Source organism: Acinetobacter sp. ANC 4973 (genome assembly GCF_002135275.1).
Lineage (GTDB): Bacteria > Pseudomonadota > Gammaproteobacteria > Pseudomonadales > Moraxellaceae > Acinetobacter > Acinetobacter kyonggiensis.
On the sequence record NZ_NEGM01000014.1, the window covers coordinates 1 to 19,367 of the forward strand.

Here is a 19,367-nt window from a genome sequence, read left to right on the forward strand (position 1 = left end):
AAATTTAGCATAATCTGTTAATAACTCATTTGGAAAAAGCGAAGGCATACACTGAAAAGTGCATAAATAAGACCCAAGCAAGTATCCATAAACAGTTGTGCTGGCGACAATAGCAAGAGTGAACCACCTGATCCCTTCCCGAACTCAGAAGTGAAACCTCTTCGCGCTGATGGTAGTGTGGGGTTACCCATGTGAGAGTAAGTCATCGCCAGCTCATTATTCCTAAAAACACCCCCAACCTAAACGTTGGGGGTGTTTTTTTATGTGGGGAATAAAAGAAATAAAAGTTAAATATTAGGAATGATGAAAAATATTCAAGAGCTGTATAGATAATCGTTGAGGTTTATTTTTTACTTAGGGCTTGTTAATATTTACTAGATCACTTGTATTAAAGCAGCTGATTTAGATCAAACCGATAATTTGAAAATATAGTTAAGCTGTTAAAATATAATAATTTTTTATGAGTTATTCAGGACACTTTAGAAAGAAAGTATTAGCTAAGCTTGAGGAAGACTATTCCATCCGAGCAGTTGCTTCACAATTTGAAATTGATAAAAATACGATTTTAAGTTGGAAAAAGTATATTGAAACTAAGCGAAGACGGCCTCGAAAACCATCAAAAATCGATGATCAAGCATTAAAGAATGAAGTTGAAAGCATCCCCTTGCGTAACAGTATTACTCATACCCAGATGAGCGTGCTCAGCGTTTTTCTTGTGCTCAATCTTCTATAGGTAATGCAAAAGACGATTGGAGATTGCAGTTAAAGCTAACCCACCCAAAACCAGATCCTGAGCTTAGAAAGAAGTTTAGTGATTCTCTTGATCTTTTAAAGATCATCCCCTCATCATTTATCTTGATGAAAATGGATTTAAATCCAATAGAAAAAATGTGGGCATGGGTTAAACGCAAACGTAAAGAGTGGCTTGTTGATTCTATTGATCAGCTATTCCAGTTGTTTTTCATTTGTGTATGGGAAATTAGACGGTTTGACTATAGTTAGTCACTTAAAACTATCTTTAAAGTATCAACTATATTTTTAAATATTGAGTTTAAATTAGTAAGCTCTTGAGAGAAATTTTGCCATGGATAATTTTCTCTAATTTGATAAAGAATGGCTTTAATGAAATTTCTCGAATTTTGTTGCAGATAAACTCTAAAATTATGGATGAAGAGCATAGTTTCATAAGGCTGTTAAGCGATAAAATTTTATTTACTCGCTATTTTTTGAACAGTAAAGATTATATCTACTTGTTTATGAATCAATAGGCATCTTATACCTATAATGCACTTTTCAATGTTTTCTGATGTTGTTGCACTTGATGTGCATATTTTTTACCTTGTTTCTTCATTTTGTGGTTAGTGTTATAACCTGTAGGGCCTACATTGTAATAGGCCAAGGCTTTCGGCCAACTACCAGCCTTGCTATTATAAGAGGCTAAAATATATGTACCACAATTAATATTATTATTTTCTTCAATCAAATCCCCAGAACATATTCGTTGCCAATAACGTGGAATAATTTGAGTAAGCCCAACAGCACCTACAGGTGAAATAGCATAGTTTTTATAACTTGATTCTTGTCGAATCATGGCAGCTAATAGTAATGGATCAACATTATACTTATCAGCACTTTGAACAATCATAGGCGATACACGATTTGCTGTATTGGGTTCAACAGCATAAGCTTTTTGTATGCCCATAGATAATTTAGCAGACCGTTTAGCAATTGAGCCACTGCCTAAAGATGAACAACCTGTAAAAGCTAGGGCAATAATGGCTATAGTTGCGAATTTAAATATACAGAAATGAGTATTTAATAATTGTGATTGTAAGTGAGATGTAATCAACAAGGTTAGAAACCAAAAGTAAAATTTTATTGAAAGTTATGCTAGTGACCTTAGTCGCTAGAGTCAATAGTTGATGTTTTGTATTATTTACTCAATTTGTGAAAAATGTTGATGTTAAAATTATTGACTGATTTTGGAAAATAAATTATTTCATATAAATAGAATATCTTATTATTTTGATGCAAAGTATTCATTAAAGAGTATTTTAACTGCTTAATTCTTTTAAGATGGCTTCATTAAAAGCTGGAATATCGTCTGGGCATCGTGAAGTAATCAAAGACCAATTGTGGATATTACAACGATGAACATCTTCATTCACCCAATTTCCGCCAGCATTTTCTAGATCCAATTGGATGCTTTTATAAGAGGTTAAAATTTTATCTTTAATTCGTCCAGCATTGATTAAAACCCAAGGTGCATGACAAATAGCGGCAATAGGTTTTGCATTATCTGTGAAGTATTGAATAATTCTATGTGCATCTTGATTTAGCCTAAGTATATCAGCATTTATAGTTCCCCCAGGAATCACCAAAATATCATAATCTTGTGCTGAAACTTTGGCTAACGTGGTTTGTGGAATATAAGAGGTTGCAGATTCTTTACCATTTTTAACTGTATGTACTTCCTTTTGTTCTTCAGCAGCATGAATCACTTCAATGCCTTTCGATTGTAAAAATTCAAGTGGTTTGATTAGTTCATCGTGTTCTATACCAACATTAGAAGTAATAAATAATGCTTTTTTAGACATGTTAAAAATCCTGAATTTTGTATTCGAATTTTTACATTAACAAAGTGTATTCGATGAAGCTGTACAAAATTTAGCTTGTTCTTGTTAAGGTTTGAAAAAATTGAGTGAAAAATAAGCCCCATACGTGATGAGGCTTATTTTATATAGATTTCAAGTTAGACCTTTTTCTTACTTTTATGCATCCTGCTTGTGTCGTTTATTATTTTTATTATTGGAAACATCCTATTTCCTGATAATTTAATCATATATTTTTGGATCTATTTCAACTAGCCGAGATTGTATACTTTAGTTGTAAGTAATTGCGTACAAAATAGAGATCATTGGTCGGTAAAACAGAGTCGAAGAATGACTGATTTTCTATCGCTCTAATATTTAGGCGTACATTAAAGTAGTTTTTGCATCCAAATTTCACAAGCATGGCTATGTCCAGTATTTCCTTTAGGTTGGTCTAAATATTTAAAACCTAATTTTTCATACAGTTTGATTGCTTGCCACAATTCTTTGGTCGTTTCTAGATAACAAGATTTAAAACCTTGTTGCTCAGTAAATTGAAAACTTTTTTCTAGTATTTGCTTAGCAAAGCCTAAACTGCGAATTTCAGGCAAAAAATACATTTTTTGAATTTCTAGGATGGTTTCATCACCTTTTAGTTCGGATAAACCACCGCCACCAAATATTTGACCATGTTCATTTTCAATAATCCAATATTGGCTGTTTTTCTGTGAATATACGCTGTATAAATCATCTAAAATTGGATCAGCTACGGCAAAACCAGATTCAGCAGCGAGTCTAAATTCTTTGGAAACTTCGCGAATAATACGTGCAATTTCAGTATTATCTTGGGCTTGGATCGGTCTGATGTGATACATAAACTTAAATCAATAACAATAAAAAAAGAGATGGATTTTTATAACAAAAAATTCATCTCTTGTAAGTTCTTTTTCGATTAAAAAATTACAAAACTATTTTAATTCACTTGAATTTTTGCCTAATTCGCGACGCGCAATAATGAGTTGTTGAATTTGTTGTGTGCCTTCAAAAATGTCGAGAATTTTTGAGTCACGCGCCCATTTTTCCAATAATTCATCTTCGTTATAGCCAACAGTTGCAGCCAATTCGACACATTTTAATGTAATTTCATTACAAATTCGTCCTGCTTTGGCTTTTGAAATAGAAGCTTCACGTGAGTTTGGTTTTTTATTGTCAGCCATCCACGCAGCTTTCATGGTCAGTAAACGTGCAGCTTCCCATTCTGCTTCCATCCGATAAATTTGTGCGGCTATATAGGATGTCTGTAAATAGGGCGTTGCATAATTTTCATCGAGTTGATCTTTAAAAATTTCTTTAATTCTTTCTAGCGATGCTTTGGCACAGCCTACAGCCATTGCAGCGACCAAAGGGCGAGTGTTATCAAAAGTTTCCATGACACCAGCGAAACCTTTTGCCACATCAATTTCGGCATGACCCAATAAATTTAGACTCGGTACACGGCAATCAATAAAGCTAATCACGGCAGTATCGGATGCTTTAATACCGAGTTTATGTTCCAGACGTTCTACTGTCATTCCCGCAGTTCCTTTCGGAACGACAAAGGATTTAATCGCAGCTCGACCTTGTTTTTTATCTAAGCTTGCCCAAACAACAACAGAATCTGCACGTTCACCTGAAGTCACGAAAATTTTTTCGCCATTTAAAATATAATCATCGCCATCTTTGGTTGCAGTGGTACGAATCGCTGCGGAATCTGAACCACAGCCAGATTCGGTAATGGCCATTGCGGCCCATGTGCCTTTGAAGCGTTCTAGCTGTTCGTCATTTGCAACAGCTGCGATTGCGGAATTACCTAAACCTTGACGTGGCATACTGAGTAATAATCCAGTATCTCCATAGCACATCTCAATGACACCGAGTGCCGTAGACATATTGACACCATTTTTATTTCCAGCTTCGGTGTTGCCACGTTTTCCGACGGCAGCACCTGCGTTCATACCTTCGCCACCATCGTTCATCCCGTCAAGGATTGAGGCAAACATATCGAGTTCTTTAGGGTAGCTATGTTCGGCTTTATCATATTTACGTGAAATGGGGCGCAGTACATTGACAGCCGTTTCATGGGCTTGATCTATCAGTAGCTTAAATTTTTTAGGATTTTGTAAGTTCATGTGCTTTATTCCTTATTTTTATAGATTAAGCATGTAAGCCTGAATGTAAGATTGCTGTTGCACGTAAATCACGATACCAACGTTCTACAGGGTGTTCTTTGGTAAAGCCATGACCGCCTAAAATTTGCACACCATTCGTTCCAATTTGCATTGATTTTTCTGCACAGAGTAACCGTGCTAAATAGGCTTCGCGATGAAAAGCTTGACCTGCTTCTGCAAGACTTGCCGCATTTAAAATCAACATACGCATCGCATCAATTTCAATTGCCATATCTGCAATCATAAATGCCACACTTTGACGATGTGAAATGGGTTCACCAAAAGCAGTGCGTTCATTGGCATATTGAATACAGTAAGCTTTGACTGCTTCACAAGTGCCTACGGCCATAGCGCACCACATTAAATTACCTAAGTCTAAAAAAGCTGGATAATTAAAGTCTTCATCACCTAACAGTTCAGCAGGGGTTTGGTTGAATTTTAAAGTGACCGTTTCAGCGGCTTTCATCCCCATGGCTGTGCTTTTTTTAGCGGTAATAGTATGGTCGCGTTTTACAATGAACACCTCTGGTGAGCCATTAAGTTCAGCATTTACCAGCAATAGATCAGCCGTTTCACCTAAGATCACCAGAGTCTTTTCTCCATCAATGCTATATTTTCCATTGTCTGAAATTGCTTTGGTTTTTAAGTTGAATGGATTAAATGCAGGGGTTGCTTCTTGTATGGCAAACGTTGCTTGGATGTCGCTATCATTAGCAAAGCTGGGTAAATAGGTCGCTTGAATTTTTTCCGAACCCCATTGTGTAATTGCATTTATGACACTGAAGGTAGAAAGTAAACCCGCAGTTAAGCTGAAATCACCTTTAGCTAAATGTTCAGCAATCAAAATATTACTTAAAATATTTTTTTCTGTTGCCACGCCACCTAAGGCTTCAGGAAGCGCATAGTAATTTAATCCTAGATTTGTACAGTGTTGCCAAAGCACAGTGGGAAATTTTTCATCTTGATCTGCTGAATGTGCTAAAGGATAGAGGACTTCAGATGCAAATTGATCCATTGCATCACAGGTCATTTGTTGTTCTTCGGTGAGGTTTAAATCGAAGAGTGATTTTTGCTGATTGGGTAGACGCTGTTTGTGGATATTTACATCTGCTTTAAATACTTTTTGGGTTTTACTTAAGGTCTTAAAACTAATTTTTGAGCCTTGATATAGCGATTTTTCCAAAAATTTACGTAGCTTGAGCTGATCAAGAACATCACTTCCCGCAATTTTGGTGATCAGTGAAAGCCCAAATCCTTGTGCCTTGTTTACCATATTGGTCATTATTATCGTCCATCAGTTTTTGATTTTTTGTATTTTTATGCTGACATGTGAACATGGAAAAGACTATGTCGTTGCTGACAATTAAAATTGACTTAGATGAATGGTTTTAAGTTTTTTTAAAATTTCTTAAATTACTGAATAATATTTATTTTTTTAGATTTTAATTTAGCATTAGAAATAGGGGATTGACTAGAATGACAATAAGCTCATTCTAGTCAAGACCGCTTTATAAGAATTTTTCAACCATGTTACGGACATTGGTTTTTGCATCAATCACGGTCATAAAAGTGTATGCACCAATGAATTTACGGCTAATAAACATAAATTCTTTTGGCGGTACGCTGAAATAACGCGATGCCATTGATTTGGATGCACGCTGCATTACACGGCTATGTAGTTGGCTCTTTTTCCAATCGTAACGCTGTTGTTCATCCATAACGCCTTCAGGTAAGTCTGGATTATTTGTGATTGTACTAAAGGCTTCAGTGGCTAATAAAAAGACTTTCGCCATGTCGGGTTTAATGCTTTGAGGAATGGAATCAAAGAATTCATAACCAGTCATGGCATTGACCATTTCATCAATATTATGATGATAGCCTGCTTGAATTAAATTGCGAGCAACGCTCAGCAAATGCTCATCAAATTGACGAATAGCACCAAAATCTAACAGTACAATTTTATCTTTACTGTCTGATCCATTGCCCAATTGCACCAAATAATTGCCAAAATTTGGATCGGTTTGCATTTCGCCCCATTCAAAAATTTCACGAACGGCAATTTCTAAAGATGCTTCACCAAGTTGATTGCGACGTTCTTGAGGCAGCGACAACATCACAGGGCTATTGATCGGGACACCACGTTCAAAGGTCATACAAAGAATTTGATCTGTGCAGTACTCATCAATAATGTGCGGTACGACATAGCGTGGGTCATCTTTTAAACGGGCTGCAAAACGACGCGTAGTCGCAGCTTCGATGTCATAGTTGACTTCACGATGCAGCATTTCGCGGACTTCATCAAACCATTGATCAAATTCACGGGTTTGCGGCACGATGCGCGTCAGTTTAAGCATATTTTTAAATAAGCTCATATCTGAATCAATAGCATCGGCTACACCAGGATATTGGATTTTAAGAACAATTTCCAAGCCATCTGATTTGCGAGTGGCGCGATGTACTTGTGCCAATGAGGCTGTGCCTAAAGGTTCATGGTCAATCGTTAAATCATGCAATTTAGAACCTAATTGTTGTTCTAAATGCTGTTTAATGGCTGGCCATGCAAGGGCAATGGTTTGATTATTTAATGTATTAAGCGCTTGTGTGATTTCTTCAGGTAAAAAATGTTCGCCATACAGCGCCATCATTTGACCAATTTTAACGATCGAACCTTTGAGTTTACCAATTTCAGAAACAAGATAATCGGCTTGTTCTTTCATGGCTTTTTTACGTTTCTTTTCTTTTTCTGCTTCACTGGAAAACATAGTTGTCGCATTAGATGCAGCCCAACGAGTTCCTGCTAGTAAAGATGCTTTAGCGATAGATAAGCGTCGATCCATAGAGGAAGTTTTAAGTTGTTTAAGCTTATCGTTCTGATCTGACATTAAACAAAATCCTTTAATCAGCAAGTCGCAGAATAATTAATTGTAGCGGATATTAACGTGTATTGACGTATTAAAAAAGTTCAACATGCTTAAATAGAGTATGAATATGCTGAATATTTAATGCATTTTTCAATAAAAGCACCTTTTATGAAGATGAATCTGTACTTTTATGTTGCGAGCCTAATCATGGGCAAGCGTACTTTTTAAAGGTGTTTATCACAAAGAATATGTGTTAAGAGCTGTATATCCGCTACTTACATATTAAATTGAATTTTAATGTTACTTTTTTGGATTAACGTCGTTTTATTGTTTTGAATATACTGAAAAATCATGGCTTGAACAGTATCATGCTGAAAACCAAGTGAATAACCTTTTACAATGATAATGCTAGGTAGACTAAAAAATAGATATTTAGCATCATCTTCAGTCGCTGTTGCATAAATACCGTGTTGAATGAGAATTTCTTGGAAAAACTTTTTTTCATGTAAAACTTGAGTGGATAACGTGTCATTCCAATAATTTTGACGCATTGCCATTAAATTGTTGTGTTTATAACTCATAATAAAAGATTCGATGCTGAATTGAATGAGAGTGTGTTCAATATAAGGGCATTTGTGCCGAATTCAATATGAAAATTGCAGTGAGCTTTTTTGATCTTTAGATTTCAACATGCTGTGATAGGAATCTGTAGATGATTACTGTACTATTCATAAAATAAAAGAATAGAATTTTAAATGAGTCATGTCGACAAGGGGAAGTCATGCGATTCGGATCAGCCATTTTTGGATGTATCATTGCTTTGGGGTCAAGTACAGCTTTTGCTAATGGATACTCAGCAGTATATACGCAGTGTTTAAATAAAGCTTACGGTGATCTAGAAATCATTAAAAAGTGTGTCAGTACAGAACAGGAAAAACAAAATAAATTACTGAAAAAGTATTACGAAAAAGTTTTGGAAAATAATACTCAGCACATGGTAAATATTAAACAACAGCGTCAACTTTGGCAAAATCAGGTTGAACAGCGCTGTTATTCGGCACTAAAAAGTGATTTTGGTAAAATAAGGCAAGCGAAGTGCCAGTTAGAGATGACCATGAACCAAGTCGGTTATTATCAAAGTAAGCAATTAGGTCTGAGTTAATTGTGCATGAATGTCATGCAAGCGTTATAAAAACCAGTAAAACAAGGTATCATAAGGCGTTTAAAAATATCGACCTTGGAGATGCCTTAAGTGGATCAACTGACCATTAGCCCTGAACATTTGCAGGAAGCCGCTGAAAACCTAGTTACCATTCGCGATTTTATTCGTTTTGGTGTTTCAGCTCTACGTCAATATGATGCACATTTAGGTCAAGGTACGGAAGACTTTTTTGCTGAAAGTTCGGCTTTAGTATTGCAAACATTGGCATTGGATTGGAGTGCGAATCCAGAAATTTTAGATGCGAAATTATTGCCAAGTGAAAAAGCAGAATTTATCAGTTTGCTTGAACGTCGTATCAATGAAAAAGTGCCAACCTCTTATTTATTGAATCTGGCGTATTTCTGTGACAAGCCATATTACGTAGATGAACGTGTGCTTATTCCACGTTCACCGATTGCAGAATTGATTAATCAGCGTTTTGCACCGTACTGCTTAGATGAAAATGGTCAAGTACGCGAAGCTTTAAATAATCTACCTGAAAATACAAATCCTAAAATGCCACGTCGTATTTTAGATATGTGTACAGGTTCTGGTTGTATCGCAATTGCTTTGGCATATGCATTCCCTGAATCTGAAGTGGATGCGACCGACATTTCTAAAGAAGCTTTAGAAGTGGCTTCGATTAATGCTGAACATCACAATATGCAATATCAGGTTGCATTGATGGAATCAGACTTATTTGCAAAAATTCCTGCTGAAAATCAATATGACTTAATCGTTTCAAATCCTCCGTATGTGGATGCTGAAGACATGGCTGATTTACCTGCTGAATTTTTGCATGAGCCAGAACTTGCACTTGCTGCGGGTCAAGATGGTTTAGATTTAGTGCGTAAAATGTTAGCGCAAGCTGCTGATTACTTGACTGAAGATGGCTTAATCGTGATTGAAGTCGGTAATTCTGAATGGGCAATGAAACAGAATTTTAATACTGTGGATTTTCATTGGTTAACATTCCAAAAAGGTGGTTCAGGTATTTTTGCTTTAACAGCAGAACAATGCCGTAAATACCGTGATTTATTTGTAAAATCGGTTCAAGCATAAGGAGTTGTGAACATGGCAGGTAATAGTATTGGACAGCTGTTCCGTGTAACGACTTGTGGTGAATCTCATGGCGTTGGCCTCATGGCAATTGTCGATGGTGTTCCGCCAGGTTTAGAACTTTCTGAAGCTGATTTGCAACACGATTTAGACCGTCGTAAGCCGGGCACCTCTAAATTTGCAACTCAACGTAAAGAACCCGATGAAGTTGAAATTATTTCAGGTGTATTTGAAGGTAAAACTACAGGTACATCGATTGGTTTGCTAATTCGTAATACCGACCAAAAGTCGAAAGACTATGGCAATATTGCACAAACCTTCCGTCCGGGGCATGCAGATTATACTTATACCCAAAAGTATGGCTTTCGTGATTACCGTGGTGGCGGTCGTTCAAGTGCGCGTGAAACAGCGATGCGTGTAGCGGCAGGTGCGATTGCCAAAAAATATCTGGCTGAAAAGTTTGCGATTGATATTCGTGGTCATGTCACGCAAATTGGCACAGAAAAAGCAGAAAAATTAGATTGGGCAGAAGTTCCGAACAATCCTTTTTTCTGTGGTGATGTTGATGCGGTGCTTCGTTTTGAAGCTTTAGTGACTTCATTGCGTGAACAAGGCACAAGTTGTGGTGCAAAGCTTGAAATCGTTGCCGAAAAAGTTCCAGTAGGTTGGGGCGAGCCTGTATTTGACCGTTTAGATGCCGACATTGCCCATGCGATGATGAGTATTAATGCGGTTAAAGCTGTTGAGATTGGTGATGGTTTTGCTGTTGCAGAACAGTTTGGTCATGAAACACGTGATGAGTTAACAACCGATGGTTTCTTGGCAAATCATGCGGGCGGTATTTTGGGTGGCATTTCATCTGGGCAAACGATTCGTGTGGCAATTGCATTAAAACCAACTGCAAGTATTACCACACCGGGTAAAACCATTAATATTGATCGTCAGGATACTGATGTATTGACCAAAGGTCGTCATGATCCTTGTGTGGGTGTACGAGCGACACCAATTGCGGAAGCCATGCTTGCCATAGTATTGATGGATCACTTTATGCGTCATCGTGCGCAAAATGCGGATGTGATTGCACCGTTTGCACCGATTGAGCCGAAGTGAAATAAAGATTTTCTTTACTGAACCTTGTTAGTGAAGAATTCATCTACAGGCTTAATAAAACCAGACTTTATGTCTGGTTTTATTTTTGCATTTCATTCAAAATCTGCTAGATTTTGTTAATCACAGATCAAGATAATAAAAATTGAAAAACTTAAGTTTAAGAATAGCAAATTCTTCAGATATTCAAAATTTAGTGATTCTAATCAACCAAGCTTATAGAACAAATAATGCTGCGAGTTGGACCAGTGAAGAAGGTATTGTTGCTGGGACAAGAATTAATGAAGAACAATTGGTTCATCTTTTGTGGCAGAAGAATGTGTGGCTCTTTGTCGCCGATGTTAAGGACAACCCTCAACAGGGATTGCTTGGCTGTATTGGTTTGACTTTCCAACAAGATGCAGTGGAAATAGGTACTTTTTGTGTTGCATCTGCTTGGCAAAATCAAGGTATTGGTCGGCAGCTACTTAAATATGCAGAAATGAAGGCACAAGAAATATGTATAAATTTAAAGTGTTATGAGATGTTTGTACTTGATGCCAGATCTGAATTAATTGAATATTATGAACGGTGTGGATATGTTAAAACCGCTTACATTGAAAATTATCCTGTGAATGCAAATGTAGGCATCCCATTAATTGATTTAAAGCTACAGCAGATGAAAAAGTTGATCACGCAATAGATAACTTCTCCGCTGTTGTTGATCTGTAGCATAAGCTAAAGCCATGCTAAGGAAACGACTAAAAATATAAGTTATATTTAAAAAGCCAATAAATTTAAAAGCTTAATAACTTTATACTGATTTTTATAAATCACTTCTAATTTTTGGGGAAAGCAAACTAAATTTAGCCCACGAGAAATGAGCAAGTCGATTTGTTCTTGCCCCAGTAGATGCGGCACTTTCAACTTTATCATTTTATTTTTCCACGGCTAATTTTTTTATAAATCTTAGAATGTAAAAGAGGGATTGTTTTGCCTGCGTTACACTGAATTAAATAAAATGTGTGTTAGATTATAAAAAGATAATATAATTCTATTCTTTAGAAGTTTTTGTATTCAATATTTAATTAATATAATCATTAAGCTCAATAAAATGTTATATAAATAAAAATAGTTACAATTTAAACAACAATGATTGTGTATTTATTGTATTTAGATAAAATCTAAAAAGCAGCAACCATAGAATGTGGTTGAATTAAGTCATACGAATAGGATACATCGCAATGACTGCTATGAATCAATATGGAACAAAATTAGAAATTACAGCTCATTCGGAGTGGTCTCAAAAGTTTTGGGATGAACTTTTTCCTGCGAAAGAACGAGTTAGCAAACACCCTTTATTTTTAGATATGGCGAATGGATCATTGAGTCTAGAATGTTTTCGTTCAGCATTACTCAATTTTTATCCTTTAGTTGCTCATTTTCCAGCTTATATGGCTGGTGCGCTTGCTAAAGCAACATCATTTTCTCTAGAGGGGGTCATAGATACTAGAAATTGGTTAATTCAAAATATTAAAGTTGAAGAAAGTCATCTGCGTTGGTATCAAGATTGGGCTAGAGGCTTTGGTTTAACCGCTGAAATGTTAAATGAAGTTAGACCTCCTGCTGCAATGAATGCAGTGAATCATTTTCTATGGGATGTTAATTTTAGAGGAACTTTAGCGGAAAGTATTGCTGCAACAAATTTAGCAATTGAATGGGCAACAGGGGACTGGACAATACAAGTTTACAAAGGAATACAAGCATATACAGAGCACCCAAAAGTAAGTATTAATAAGCGATCTTTGGCTTGGTTAAGAGCACATGCTCATTATGATGATTTACATCCGTATGAAGCAATGGAGCTTATCAAGCGATTGTGTGATAAAGATCCTGTATTGCAGAAGAAAGCATTTTTAGCTGCACAAGAAGGTTTGGCGTATTATGAATTAGCGTTAGATGCATGCTACAAATTACGTTAGAAAGATTTACAAACCTTCATTTAGAAAAAAACTGTACCAACCTTAAATAAGATTGCTACTATTCTTTGGGTATTGCTCTTTTGGGATGCGTTGGAAATCATTTGTAGCTCTTAAAATGTTTTGCTCATGTAAAATTTCAATGTAAGTGCTGGAATATACTATATTTTAAAGCTATTGAAATTGAATAACTAAATTTTAATTGTTTGATATATATGGTTATTTTTTACAACCAAATTGGTTAACAAATATAATTAATTTAGTGTTCGCAAATGGTATAAAAATTGCTCATATTAGAATAAGCAATTATTGCAGGAGAGATGTTCTTCTGTGAACACGCCGAAGGAGCAACGACCCCGGAAACTCTCAGGCAAAAGGACTGTAATAATTTTAAAAATCTGGAGAGAAGCATATAAAATATGCTCACCGAAGGGGATGGTCAGCGTTGAAATTTTTAGCGTCATGGTCGAAGCTCTCAGGTACCAATGACAGATGGGGCTCATAGAAATGTCAGTACATTTCAAGGGAGTGTCGTATGTGTCATATTGTTGTGATTGGATCGGGAATTACTGGTGTTACTTCTGCCTATGAGTTGGCAAAATTAGGCTATAAAGTCACCGTGATTGATAAACATTTATATGCTGCTATGGAAACATCATTTGCCAATGGTGGGCAACTTTCAGCGTGTAATGCAGAGGTTTGGAATCAAAAATCTACGGTGCTAAAGGGCATGAAGTGGATGTTTAATAAAAATGCACCTTTGCTGCTTAATCCTTCATTTGACCTGCATAAATATGGCTGGTTAATAGAATTTCTCGGTAATATTAAACATTATGAAGCCAATACGCGTGATACCGTAAAAATGGCGTTATTGGCACGTGAGCGTTTATTTACCGTGGCTGAAGAAGAGAATATTCAGTTCGATTTAGAGAAACGTGGAATTCTTCACTTTTATCACAATAAATTGGATTATGAAGTAGCCACTCGGGTTAATACTTTATTGAATGAAGGTGGGCTAGAACGAAATGCGGTTACGCCAGAAGAAATTAAAAGTATAGAGCCGAGTTTAAAGGGTGAATATTATGGTGGCTTTTATTGCCCAGGGGATGCAACAGGGGATATTCATAAATTTACAATAGGTTTAGCCAAAGCCTCTGAAAAATATGGCGTGAAGTATGTGTTTGGTATGGAAGTCACTGATGTGAAGCATCATGCCAAAGGTGTTACGGTGCTTTATCATGCAAGTAATGAAAATATGCAATTGGATGCAACGACAGTGGAATCACTAGAGGCCGATGCGATTGTGGTTTGTGGTGGTGTTGGCAGTTACCATCTGGCAAATTTATTAGGTGATCGAGTTAATATTTATCCAGTGAAGGGATATTCGATTACGCTTAATTTAAATGATGAAGATAGTGTTAAGCATGCACCATGGGTTAGTTTACTGGATGAAAGTGCAAAAATTGTGACTTCGCGTTTAGGTGCAGACCGTTTAAGGGTCGCAGGAACAGCAGAATTTAATGGTTATAATCTTGATATTCGAGCAGACCGTATTCAACCACTGACAGACTGGGTGAACAAAAATTTTAATATTAGTACTGAAAATGTTGTGCCGTGGGCAGGTTTACGTCCAATGATGCCAAACATGATGCCGACTGTCCGACGTGGTCGCCGTGAACGAGTGTTTTATAATACAGGGCATGGACATTTAGGTTGGACGTTATCTGCTGCAACAGCAGTGATGATTAGTCAAGAAGTGGCATCACAACATCCCATTTAATTGTATAGAAACTAAAAAAGTGCAACGTGATATGTTGCATTTTTTTTGTCAGTTTAATATATGATTATCAAAAGATTTTCCTGAGATGCAAGAAAATGAACAAAGTCTGTCCAGTGATTCTGAGAAAAAACAATCACGTATTGGAAGTTTTACTTTTTAAACATCCGACAGCAGGTATTCAACTTGTAAAAGGTACGATTGAAAAATCAGAACAAATCTTTCATGCAGCTATACGTGAATTGTATGAAGAATCGGGCATCATTGTCGAAGAACAACAATGTTATGATTGGGGAGCACATCAAATAAGCAACCAAACGTGGCATTTTGTTTTTTGTGATACTTCAAGTCAAGATTTAGAGAATCAATGGTGTTATGACACATTAGATGATTATGGGCATTGTTTTGAGTTCTTTTGGGAAAATATAAATACGTATCACATACTAGATTTACATTCCAAGTATGTACAAGCCCTAGATTTGATCAGGCAGAAAATGAATCTTTATTTGCGGTAAGCAATAAAAAAGTCGCTAATATTCAATTTCAAAAAAATAATGAATGCATTAAAAAATTAATCATAAAGCCGATATACACCGACAAAACGTTCACAGCCTTTTTGTTTGGTTTTGACCGATAAGATTGCTTTATTGAAATTGAACTGATATTTGCAATCATGTTCGTTATCTATAATTTCATCTTTCTTTTCTGTTGTTGTATACGCCAAGAATGGAATGGTTTGAGTTTCTAATTTATTGTTCGGGTTACGGTAGGCAATACCTTCAATTTTAATTTTATCTTTGGTGAGTTGATGGACTTGTAAATGCACAGGTTGACTGGCAATTTTGCCATTTTCAAATTTTAAATAGTGATTGGTTAAACTCTGATTCAGTGATGTGTAAAAATTAAGATCTTCAATACGTAATTCAAATTGTTGTTTATAACAATCTAAACTTTTACATTGCTGTAAACGCTTAAACCATAAGGTATGTGTATCTTCTAATAAATGAACAGGTGCATCACTGACTAAAAAAGCAGTTATATAATCATTGCTTAATTTTTTTCGAAATTCTAAAAAACTTTCAGCACAAATATTTTTCATTGACGATGTATTTGGGTGAGAGCAGTCAATTTCTTGAGCATAAGTCATGGTTGAGCACAAACAGCCAATACTGAATAATGTGCTTAATGTTTTAATGAGATTAATATCGGTATTCACCAGCATGATCGCTTATAATTTCACTATGTTGCGCTGATGTAACTATAGCGAAATAGAAAGCGTGAATACAACATTTCAATCATTTATTTCTTAAGGATGCTAAAAGTGGTCGCACAAATTCGAATTGGTCAGGGAATGGATGTACACGCCTTTGAAGAAGGTGATTTTGTAACTTTAGCAGGCATTAAAATTCCCCATACACATGGCTTAAAAGCCCATTCAGATGGTGATGTCGTGTTGCATGCTTTATGTGATGCGTTATTGGGCGCGTTAGCTTTGGGGGATATCGGGCAGCATTTCCCTGACACAAATGCAAAATTTAAAGGTGTAGATAGCCGAGTTTTACTTAAGCATGTCTATCAACTTATTTTGGATCGCGGTTATGTGTTAAATAATGCCGATATGACTGTCGCATGTGAACGTCCTAAATTAGCCAAACATAATTTAGAAATGCGTCAAAGTATTGCTGATGTCTTAAACGTGCATGTCACGCAAATTAGTATTAAAGCGACAACCACAGAACAGCTCGGTTTTACAGGACGTCAGGAAGGCATTTTGGCAACGGCAACAGTCTTGATTTCACATCAAGCAAAATGATCTGGATGGATGAGCGCCTGTTGTAATTCTTTGGTGGCTTTACGACCTTGCAGTTGTAAAGCGACTGCATGAATTAAGCCTGTCCATGTGTCATTGGGTTCCCAAATGCTATGCATCAGCTCTTGCGCCGTAGGCATGTCCATATCCATAGAATATTGACGATATAAATACATCAAACAACTTACATGATAATTTTTACTACAGTGAACCCAAACCATTTGTTCTTGTACTAAATGAGCAAGCATATCTAATATTAGTAAACATTGGTCATCAGATGGGGTTTCAGCAGAAATAGGCAATTGAATATAGTTTAAGCCTAAATCTAAACAAATTTTATCTTCATGAGTTAAATGCTGCTTTGCATCAGATAATCCCAAATTCACAATTGTCGTGACACCGTATTCTTTAATCAGCTTTAACTGTTCAGCAGATGGCTGAGCAGATGTGAATAGGTGTTCGTGAATAAACTGGAAATTTTGAATGTGGCTTAATGCATTTTCAATTTCATTCATAAGATAAAACTTTTCCTAAGGTTAAAGTAGAAACGCCATCAATCAAGATGGCGTTTTAAATCTCTTAGCGATTTGGTAAAACGTCTTTGAGTGCTTCATGCATATCAAGTAGGGCTTTTTCAGTGGTTTCCCAATCAATACAGCCATCCGTCACTGATTGACCATATTCAAGATCATTCAGATTTTCAGGAATATCTTGACGACCACCTTTGAGATGGCTTTCAACCATAAGACCAACAATTGACTTGTTACCATCTAGAATTTGTTCTGTGATGTTTTTCAATACAAGTGGCTGTAAGTACGGGTCTTTATTTGAATTGGCATGACTGGCATCAATCATAATTTTGTTGCTTACTTTGGCTTTGGCTAAAGCATTTTCAGCTTCTGCAACAGAACCTGCGTCATAGTTTGGTTTGCCATTACCACCACGAAGTACAACGTGTGCATATGGATTACCACTGGTACGAATGACAGAAACTTGACCTTGATCATTTAAACCAAGGAAGCTGTGACCATGTTTAACGGATTGCATTGCATTGGTTGCAACGGTTAAACCGCCATCTGTACCATTTTTAAATCCAACAGGAGAAGATAAACCTGAAGACATTTCACGGTGAGTTTGGCTTTCAGTGGTACGCGCACCAATCGCTGACCATGAAATAAGGTCTTGATAATATTGTGGTGAGTTTGGATCAAGTGCTTCAGTGGCACATGGTAAACCTTTATTATTGAGTTCAACTAAAAGTTGACGACCAATACGAAGACCTTTTTCAATGTTAAAAGAATCATTCATGTCAGGGTCATTAATTAAACCTTTCCAGCCCACAGTAGTTCGTGGTTTTTCAAAGTAAACGCGCATTACGATATAAAGCGTATCTTTAATTTTTTCGCTTAACACTTTTAAACGATCTGCATACTCATGTGCAGCAACCGTGTCATGAATTGAGCAAGGACCAATGACCACAAATAGACGGTTGTCTTTACCATCAAGAATATTGCGAATGGTTTCTCGACCTTTTAAGACAGTTTGATAGGCATGTTCAGTCAGAGGTAACTCTTTTTTTAATTCAGCAGGAGTTACAAGAGGCTGAATGCTTTGTACATTCACGTCATCGATGTCAGATTGTGTAATAGGATTTGACTGTAGTGTATTCATTGCCGTCACTGGTTTGATCATACAAGAGTTTTTTTAGTAGCCTGAATATAACACGATTTAAGCGGTGAGTTGCTATACAAAACACCAATAAATCCGTGAAAAAAACCAATTAATCGCATAGATAGCTTAACCGTTGTTCGATTTTTCAACAGTTAAAATCATAGCAGTTGTTGGTTTTTCAACAGGTTTTACTTTTACTGGATGAAGGATGAAGTTAATACCTAATGCGAATAAGGTAATGCCTAAAATTTTACGGATAATTTTTTCAGGTAAGCGTGAGCTAATTAAAGTTCCCACCACAATGGCAGGGATTGAACCCACTAATAACCAACCGAGTAAGTGTAAATCTACATTACCTGAACTCATATGTCCTAAACCTGCAACTAAAGTTAAAAGTACAGCGTGTACCACGTCAGATCCAATAATACGAATCATGGGTAAATTCGGAAACATGAGCACCAATGCCATAATACCAAATGCACCAGCACCGACTGATGATAAAGTGACAAATACACCCAATATGATGCCCATAATCACAATATAGACACGTTTATCTTTGGCACTAAAGTTAACTTTTTCTAAATCTTGTGTCATATCTAGTGTTTCATTTTTACGAAACTTGTTAAAGAAGCGTTCGATATGCCCACGGAAAACGATAGAAACACCTGTTAAAGTCAACATAAAACCTAAAACAGTGGTCAGAACAGCTTTATAGCTTGTAGATTGACTTAAATAATTTTCTAAAACCCAATGAGTGCCCAATGATGCAGGAATACTGCCGACAGCCAGCCAAATCACAATCGGCCAGACAATATTCATTTTTTTAGCATGGACCATTGAACCGCAAAATTTAGAGATTGCGGCATAAAGCAAGTCAGTACCAATGGCAATGTGTGGCTCAATTCGAAACAAACTAATTAGAATAGGCGTCATGAGTGAGCCACCGCCAACACCTGTAATGCCGACGCAGAAGCCGACGATAACACCCGCTAAAATAAATTCAATTGGACCAAACATGGTTATATGCCAAATATCAAAAAACGTGCATATGTTATGACTATTTCAGATAAGTCGTTGTCTTGATTATTGATTTGCTTATTCCAAAAAACGCTAAAGTAAACTCAA

At 36.4% G+C, this 19,367-nt stretch carries 19 protein-coding genes, 1 rRNA gene, 2 pseudogenes and 1 riboswitch; of the genes and pseudogenes, 10 read left to right on the plus strand and 12 right to left on the minus strand.

Annotated features, from left to right (window positions below; all coding sequences use genetic code 11):
- The first annotated feature begins 99 nt into the window (after nucleotides 1–99).
- Nucleotides 100–214 (plus strand): 5S ribosomal RNA (gene rrf / locus B9T30_RS13625).
- 246 nt (nucleotides 215–460) lie between these two features.
- Nucleotides 461–794: pseudogene (locus B9T30_RS13630) on the plus strand (IS630 transposase-related protein).
- A gap of 485 nt (nucleotides 795–1,279) precedes the next feature.
- Here the strand turns inward: B9T30_RS13630 and B9T30_RS13635 are convergent.
- The 7 genes from B9T30_RS13635 to B9T30_RS13665 all read right to left on the minus strand — a co-directional run bounded on the left by B9T30_RS13635 (nucleotide 1,280) and on the right by B9T30_RS13665 (nucleotide 8,240).
- Nucleotides 1,280–1,801: a lytic transglycosylase domain-containing protein gene (locus B9T30_RS13635; protein ID WP_227518983.1), complete on the minus strand. Its 522-nt coding sequence runs from the start codon at nucleotides 1,799–1,801 to the stop codon at nucleotides 1,280–1,282.
- A gap of 253 nt (nucleotides 1,802–2,054) precedes the next feature.
- The gene (locus B9T30_RS13640) at nucleotides 2,055–2,597 is read right to left on the minus strand and encodes a type 1 glutamine amidotransferase domain-containing protein (protein ID WP_086185481.1); all 543 of its coding nucleotides are present in this window, start codon (nucleotides 2,595–2,597) and stop codon (nucleotides 2,055–2,057) included.
- A gap of 383 nt (nucleotides 2,598–2,980) precedes the next feature.
- Nucleotides 2,981–3,466, minus strand: coding sequence for a GNAT family N-acetyltransferase (locus tag B9T30_RS13645; RefSeq protein WP_086185482.1), 486 nt, complete (start codon nucleotides 3,464–3,466; stop codon nucleotides 2,981–2,983).
- 93 nt (nucleotides 3,467–3,559) lie between these two features.
- The gene (locus B9T30_RS13650) at nucleotides 3,560–4,759 is read right to left on the minus strand and encodes an acyl-CoA dehydrogenase family protein (RefSeq protein WP_086185483.1); all 1,200 of its coding nucleotides are present in this window, start codon (nucleotides 4,757–4,759) and stop codon (nucleotides 3,560–3,562) included.
- A gap of 25 nt (nucleotides 4,760–4,784) precedes the next feature.
- A complete protein-coding gene (locus B9T30_RS13655) occupies nucleotides 4,785–6,071 on the minus strand; it encodes an acyl-CoA dehydrogenase family protein (RefSeq protein ID WP_171264173.1) in 1,287 nt (428 codons plus the stop codon).
- A gap of 235 nt (nucleotides 6,072–6,306) precedes the next feature.
- Nucleotides 6,307–7,680 (minus strand): ABC1 kinase family protein, encoded by a 1,374-nt coding sequence (locus tag B9T30_RS13660; RefSeq protein ID WP_086185485.1) that lies wholly within the window; start codon nucleotides 7,678–7,680, stop codon nucleotides 6,307–6,309.
- 254 nt (nucleotides 7,681–7,934) lie between these two features.
- Nucleotides 7,935–8,240 carry a hypothetical protein gene (locus tag B9T30_RS13665; protein WP_086185486.1) on the minus strand — a complete coding sequence of 102 codons (306 nt, stop codon included), beginning with the start codon at nucleotides 8,238–8,240 and terminating at the stop codon, nucleotides 7,935–7,937.
- Between the two features lie 200 nt (nucleotides 8,241–8,440).
- Here B9T30_RS13665 and B9T30_RS13670 point away from each other — a divergent pair, with 200 nt between their 5' ends.
- The 4 genes from B9T30_RS13670 (at nucleotide 8,441) to B9T30_RS13685 (ending at nucleotide 11,708) form a co-directional block, all read left to right on the plus strand.
- Complete coding sequence (locus tag B9T30_RS13670; RefSeq protein WP_086185487.1) at nucleotides 8,441–8,821, plus strand: lysozyme inhibitor LprI family protein; 381 nt, start codon at nucleotides 8,441–8,443, stop codon at nucleotides 8,819–8,821.
- A 90-nt stretch (nucleotides 8,822–8,911) separates the two neighbouring features.
- A complete protein-coding gene (prmB, locus tag B9T30_RS13675; RefSeq protein ID WP_086185488.1) occupies nucleotides 8,912–9,922 on the plus strand; it encodes a 50S ribosomal protein L3 N(5)-glutamine methyltransferase in 1,011 nt (336 codons plus the stop codon).
- Between the two features lie 12 nt (nucleotides 9,923–9,934).
- The gene (aroC, locus tag B9T30_RS13680; protein ID WP_086185489.1) at nucleotides 9,935–11,029 is read left to right on the plus strand and encodes a chorismate synthase; all 1,095 of its coding nucleotides are present in this window, start codon (nucleotides 9,935–9,937) and stop codon (nucleotides 11,027–11,029) included.
- A 142-nt stretch (nucleotides 11,030–11,171) separates the two neighbouring features.
- Nucleotides 11,172–11,708: a GNAT family N-acetyltransferase gene (locus B9T30_RS13685; RefSeq protein ID WP_086185490.1), complete on the plus strand. Its 537-nt coding sequence runs from the start codon at nucleotides 11,172–11,174 to the stop codon at nucleotides 11,706–11,708.
- A gap of 110 nt (nucleotides 11,709–11,818) precedes the next feature.
- On the opposite strand, the pseudogene B9T30_RS16715 reads toward B9T30_RS13685, so the two are convergent.
- Nucleotides 11,819–11,941: pseudogene (locus B9T30_RS16715) on the minus strand (hypothetical protein); the annotation flags it as partial.
- A 308-nt stretch (nucleotides 11,942–12,249) separates the two neighbouring features.
- On the opposite strand from B9T30_RS16715, the gene B9T30_RS13690 reads away from it, so the two are divergent.
- The 3 genes from B9T30_RS13690 to B9T30_RS13700 all read left to right on the plus strand — a co-directional run bounded on the left by B9T30_RS13690 (nucleotide 12,250) and on the right by B9T30_RS13700 (nucleotide 15,276).
- Nucleotides 12,250–12,987 (plus strand): TenA family transcriptional regulator, encoded by a 738-nt coding sequence (locus B9T30_RS13690; protein WP_086185491.1) that lies wholly within the window; start codon nucleotides 12,250–12,252, stop codon nucleotides 12,985–12,987.
- A gap of 299 nt (nucleotides 12,988–13,286) precedes the next feature.
- Nucleotides 13,287–13,376: riboswitch (glycine riboswitch) on the plus strand.
- A gap of 143 nt (nucleotides 13,377–13,519) precedes the next feature.
- Nucleotides 13,520–14,764, plus strand: coding sequence for a D-amino acid dehydrogenase (locus tag B9T30_RS13695; protein WP_086185492.1), 1,245 nt, complete (start codon nucleotides 13,520–13,522; stop codon nucleotides 14,762–14,764).
- A 95-nt stretch (nucleotides 14,765–14,859) separates the two neighbouring features.
- Nucleotides 14,860–15,276, plus strand: coding sequence for an NUDIX domain-containing protein (locus tag B9T30_RS13700; protein ID WP_086185493.1), 417 nt, complete (start codon nucleotides 14,860–14,862; stop codon nucleotides 15,274–15,276).
- Between the two features lie 56 nt (nucleotides 15,277–15,332).
- Here the strand turns inward: B9T30_RS13700 and B9T30_RS13705 are convergent, their stop codons facing one another.
- Complete coding sequence (locus B9T30_RS13705) at nucleotides 15,333–15,983, minus strand: hypothetical protein (protein WP_086185494.1); 651 nt, start codon at nucleotides 15,981–15,983, stop codon at nucleotides 15,333–15,335.
- A gap of 99 nt (nucleotides 15,984–16,082) precedes the next feature.
- Between B9T30_RS13705 and ispF the strand changes: the two genes are divergently transcribed.
- Nucleotides 16,083–16,574 carry a 2-C-methyl-D-erythritol 2,4-cyclodiphosphate synthase gene (ispF, locus tag B9T30_RS13710; protein ID WP_086185495.1) on the plus strand — a complete coding sequence of 164 codons (492 nt, stop codon included), beginning with the start codon at nucleotides 16,083–16,085 and terminating at the stop codon, nucleotides 16,572–16,574.
- Here ispF and B9T30_RS13715 read toward each other — a convergent pair.
- The 3 genes from B9T30_RS13715 to B9T30_RS13725 all read right to left on the minus strand — a co-directional run bounded on the left by B9T30_RS13715 (nucleotide 16,562) and on the right by B9T30_RS13725 (nucleotide 19,259).
- Complete coding sequence (locus B9T30_RS13715; RefSeq protein WP_086185496.1) at nucleotides 16,562–17,086, minus strand: protein tyrosine phosphatase family protein; 525 nt, start codon at nucleotides 17,084–17,086, stop codon at nucleotides 16,562–16,564. The two genes, ispF and B9T30_RS13715, sit on opposite strands and share 13 nt — an antisense overlap.
- 64 nt (nucleotides 17,087–17,150) lie before the next feature.
- A complete protein-coding gene (locus B9T30_RS13720; protein WP_143223213.1) occupies nucleotides 17,151–18,242 on the minus strand; it encodes a 3-deoxy-7-phosphoheptulonate synthase in 1,092 nt (363 codons plus the stop codon).
- Nucleotides 18,243–18,368: 126 nt separating this feature from the next.
- Entirely contained in the window at nucleotides 18,369–19,259 is an 891-nt protein-coding gene (locus tag B9T30_RS13725; protein ID WP_086185498.1) for a sulfite exporter TauE/SafE family protein, read from the minus strand.
- Nucleotides 19,260–19,367: the final 108 nt, after the last annotated feature.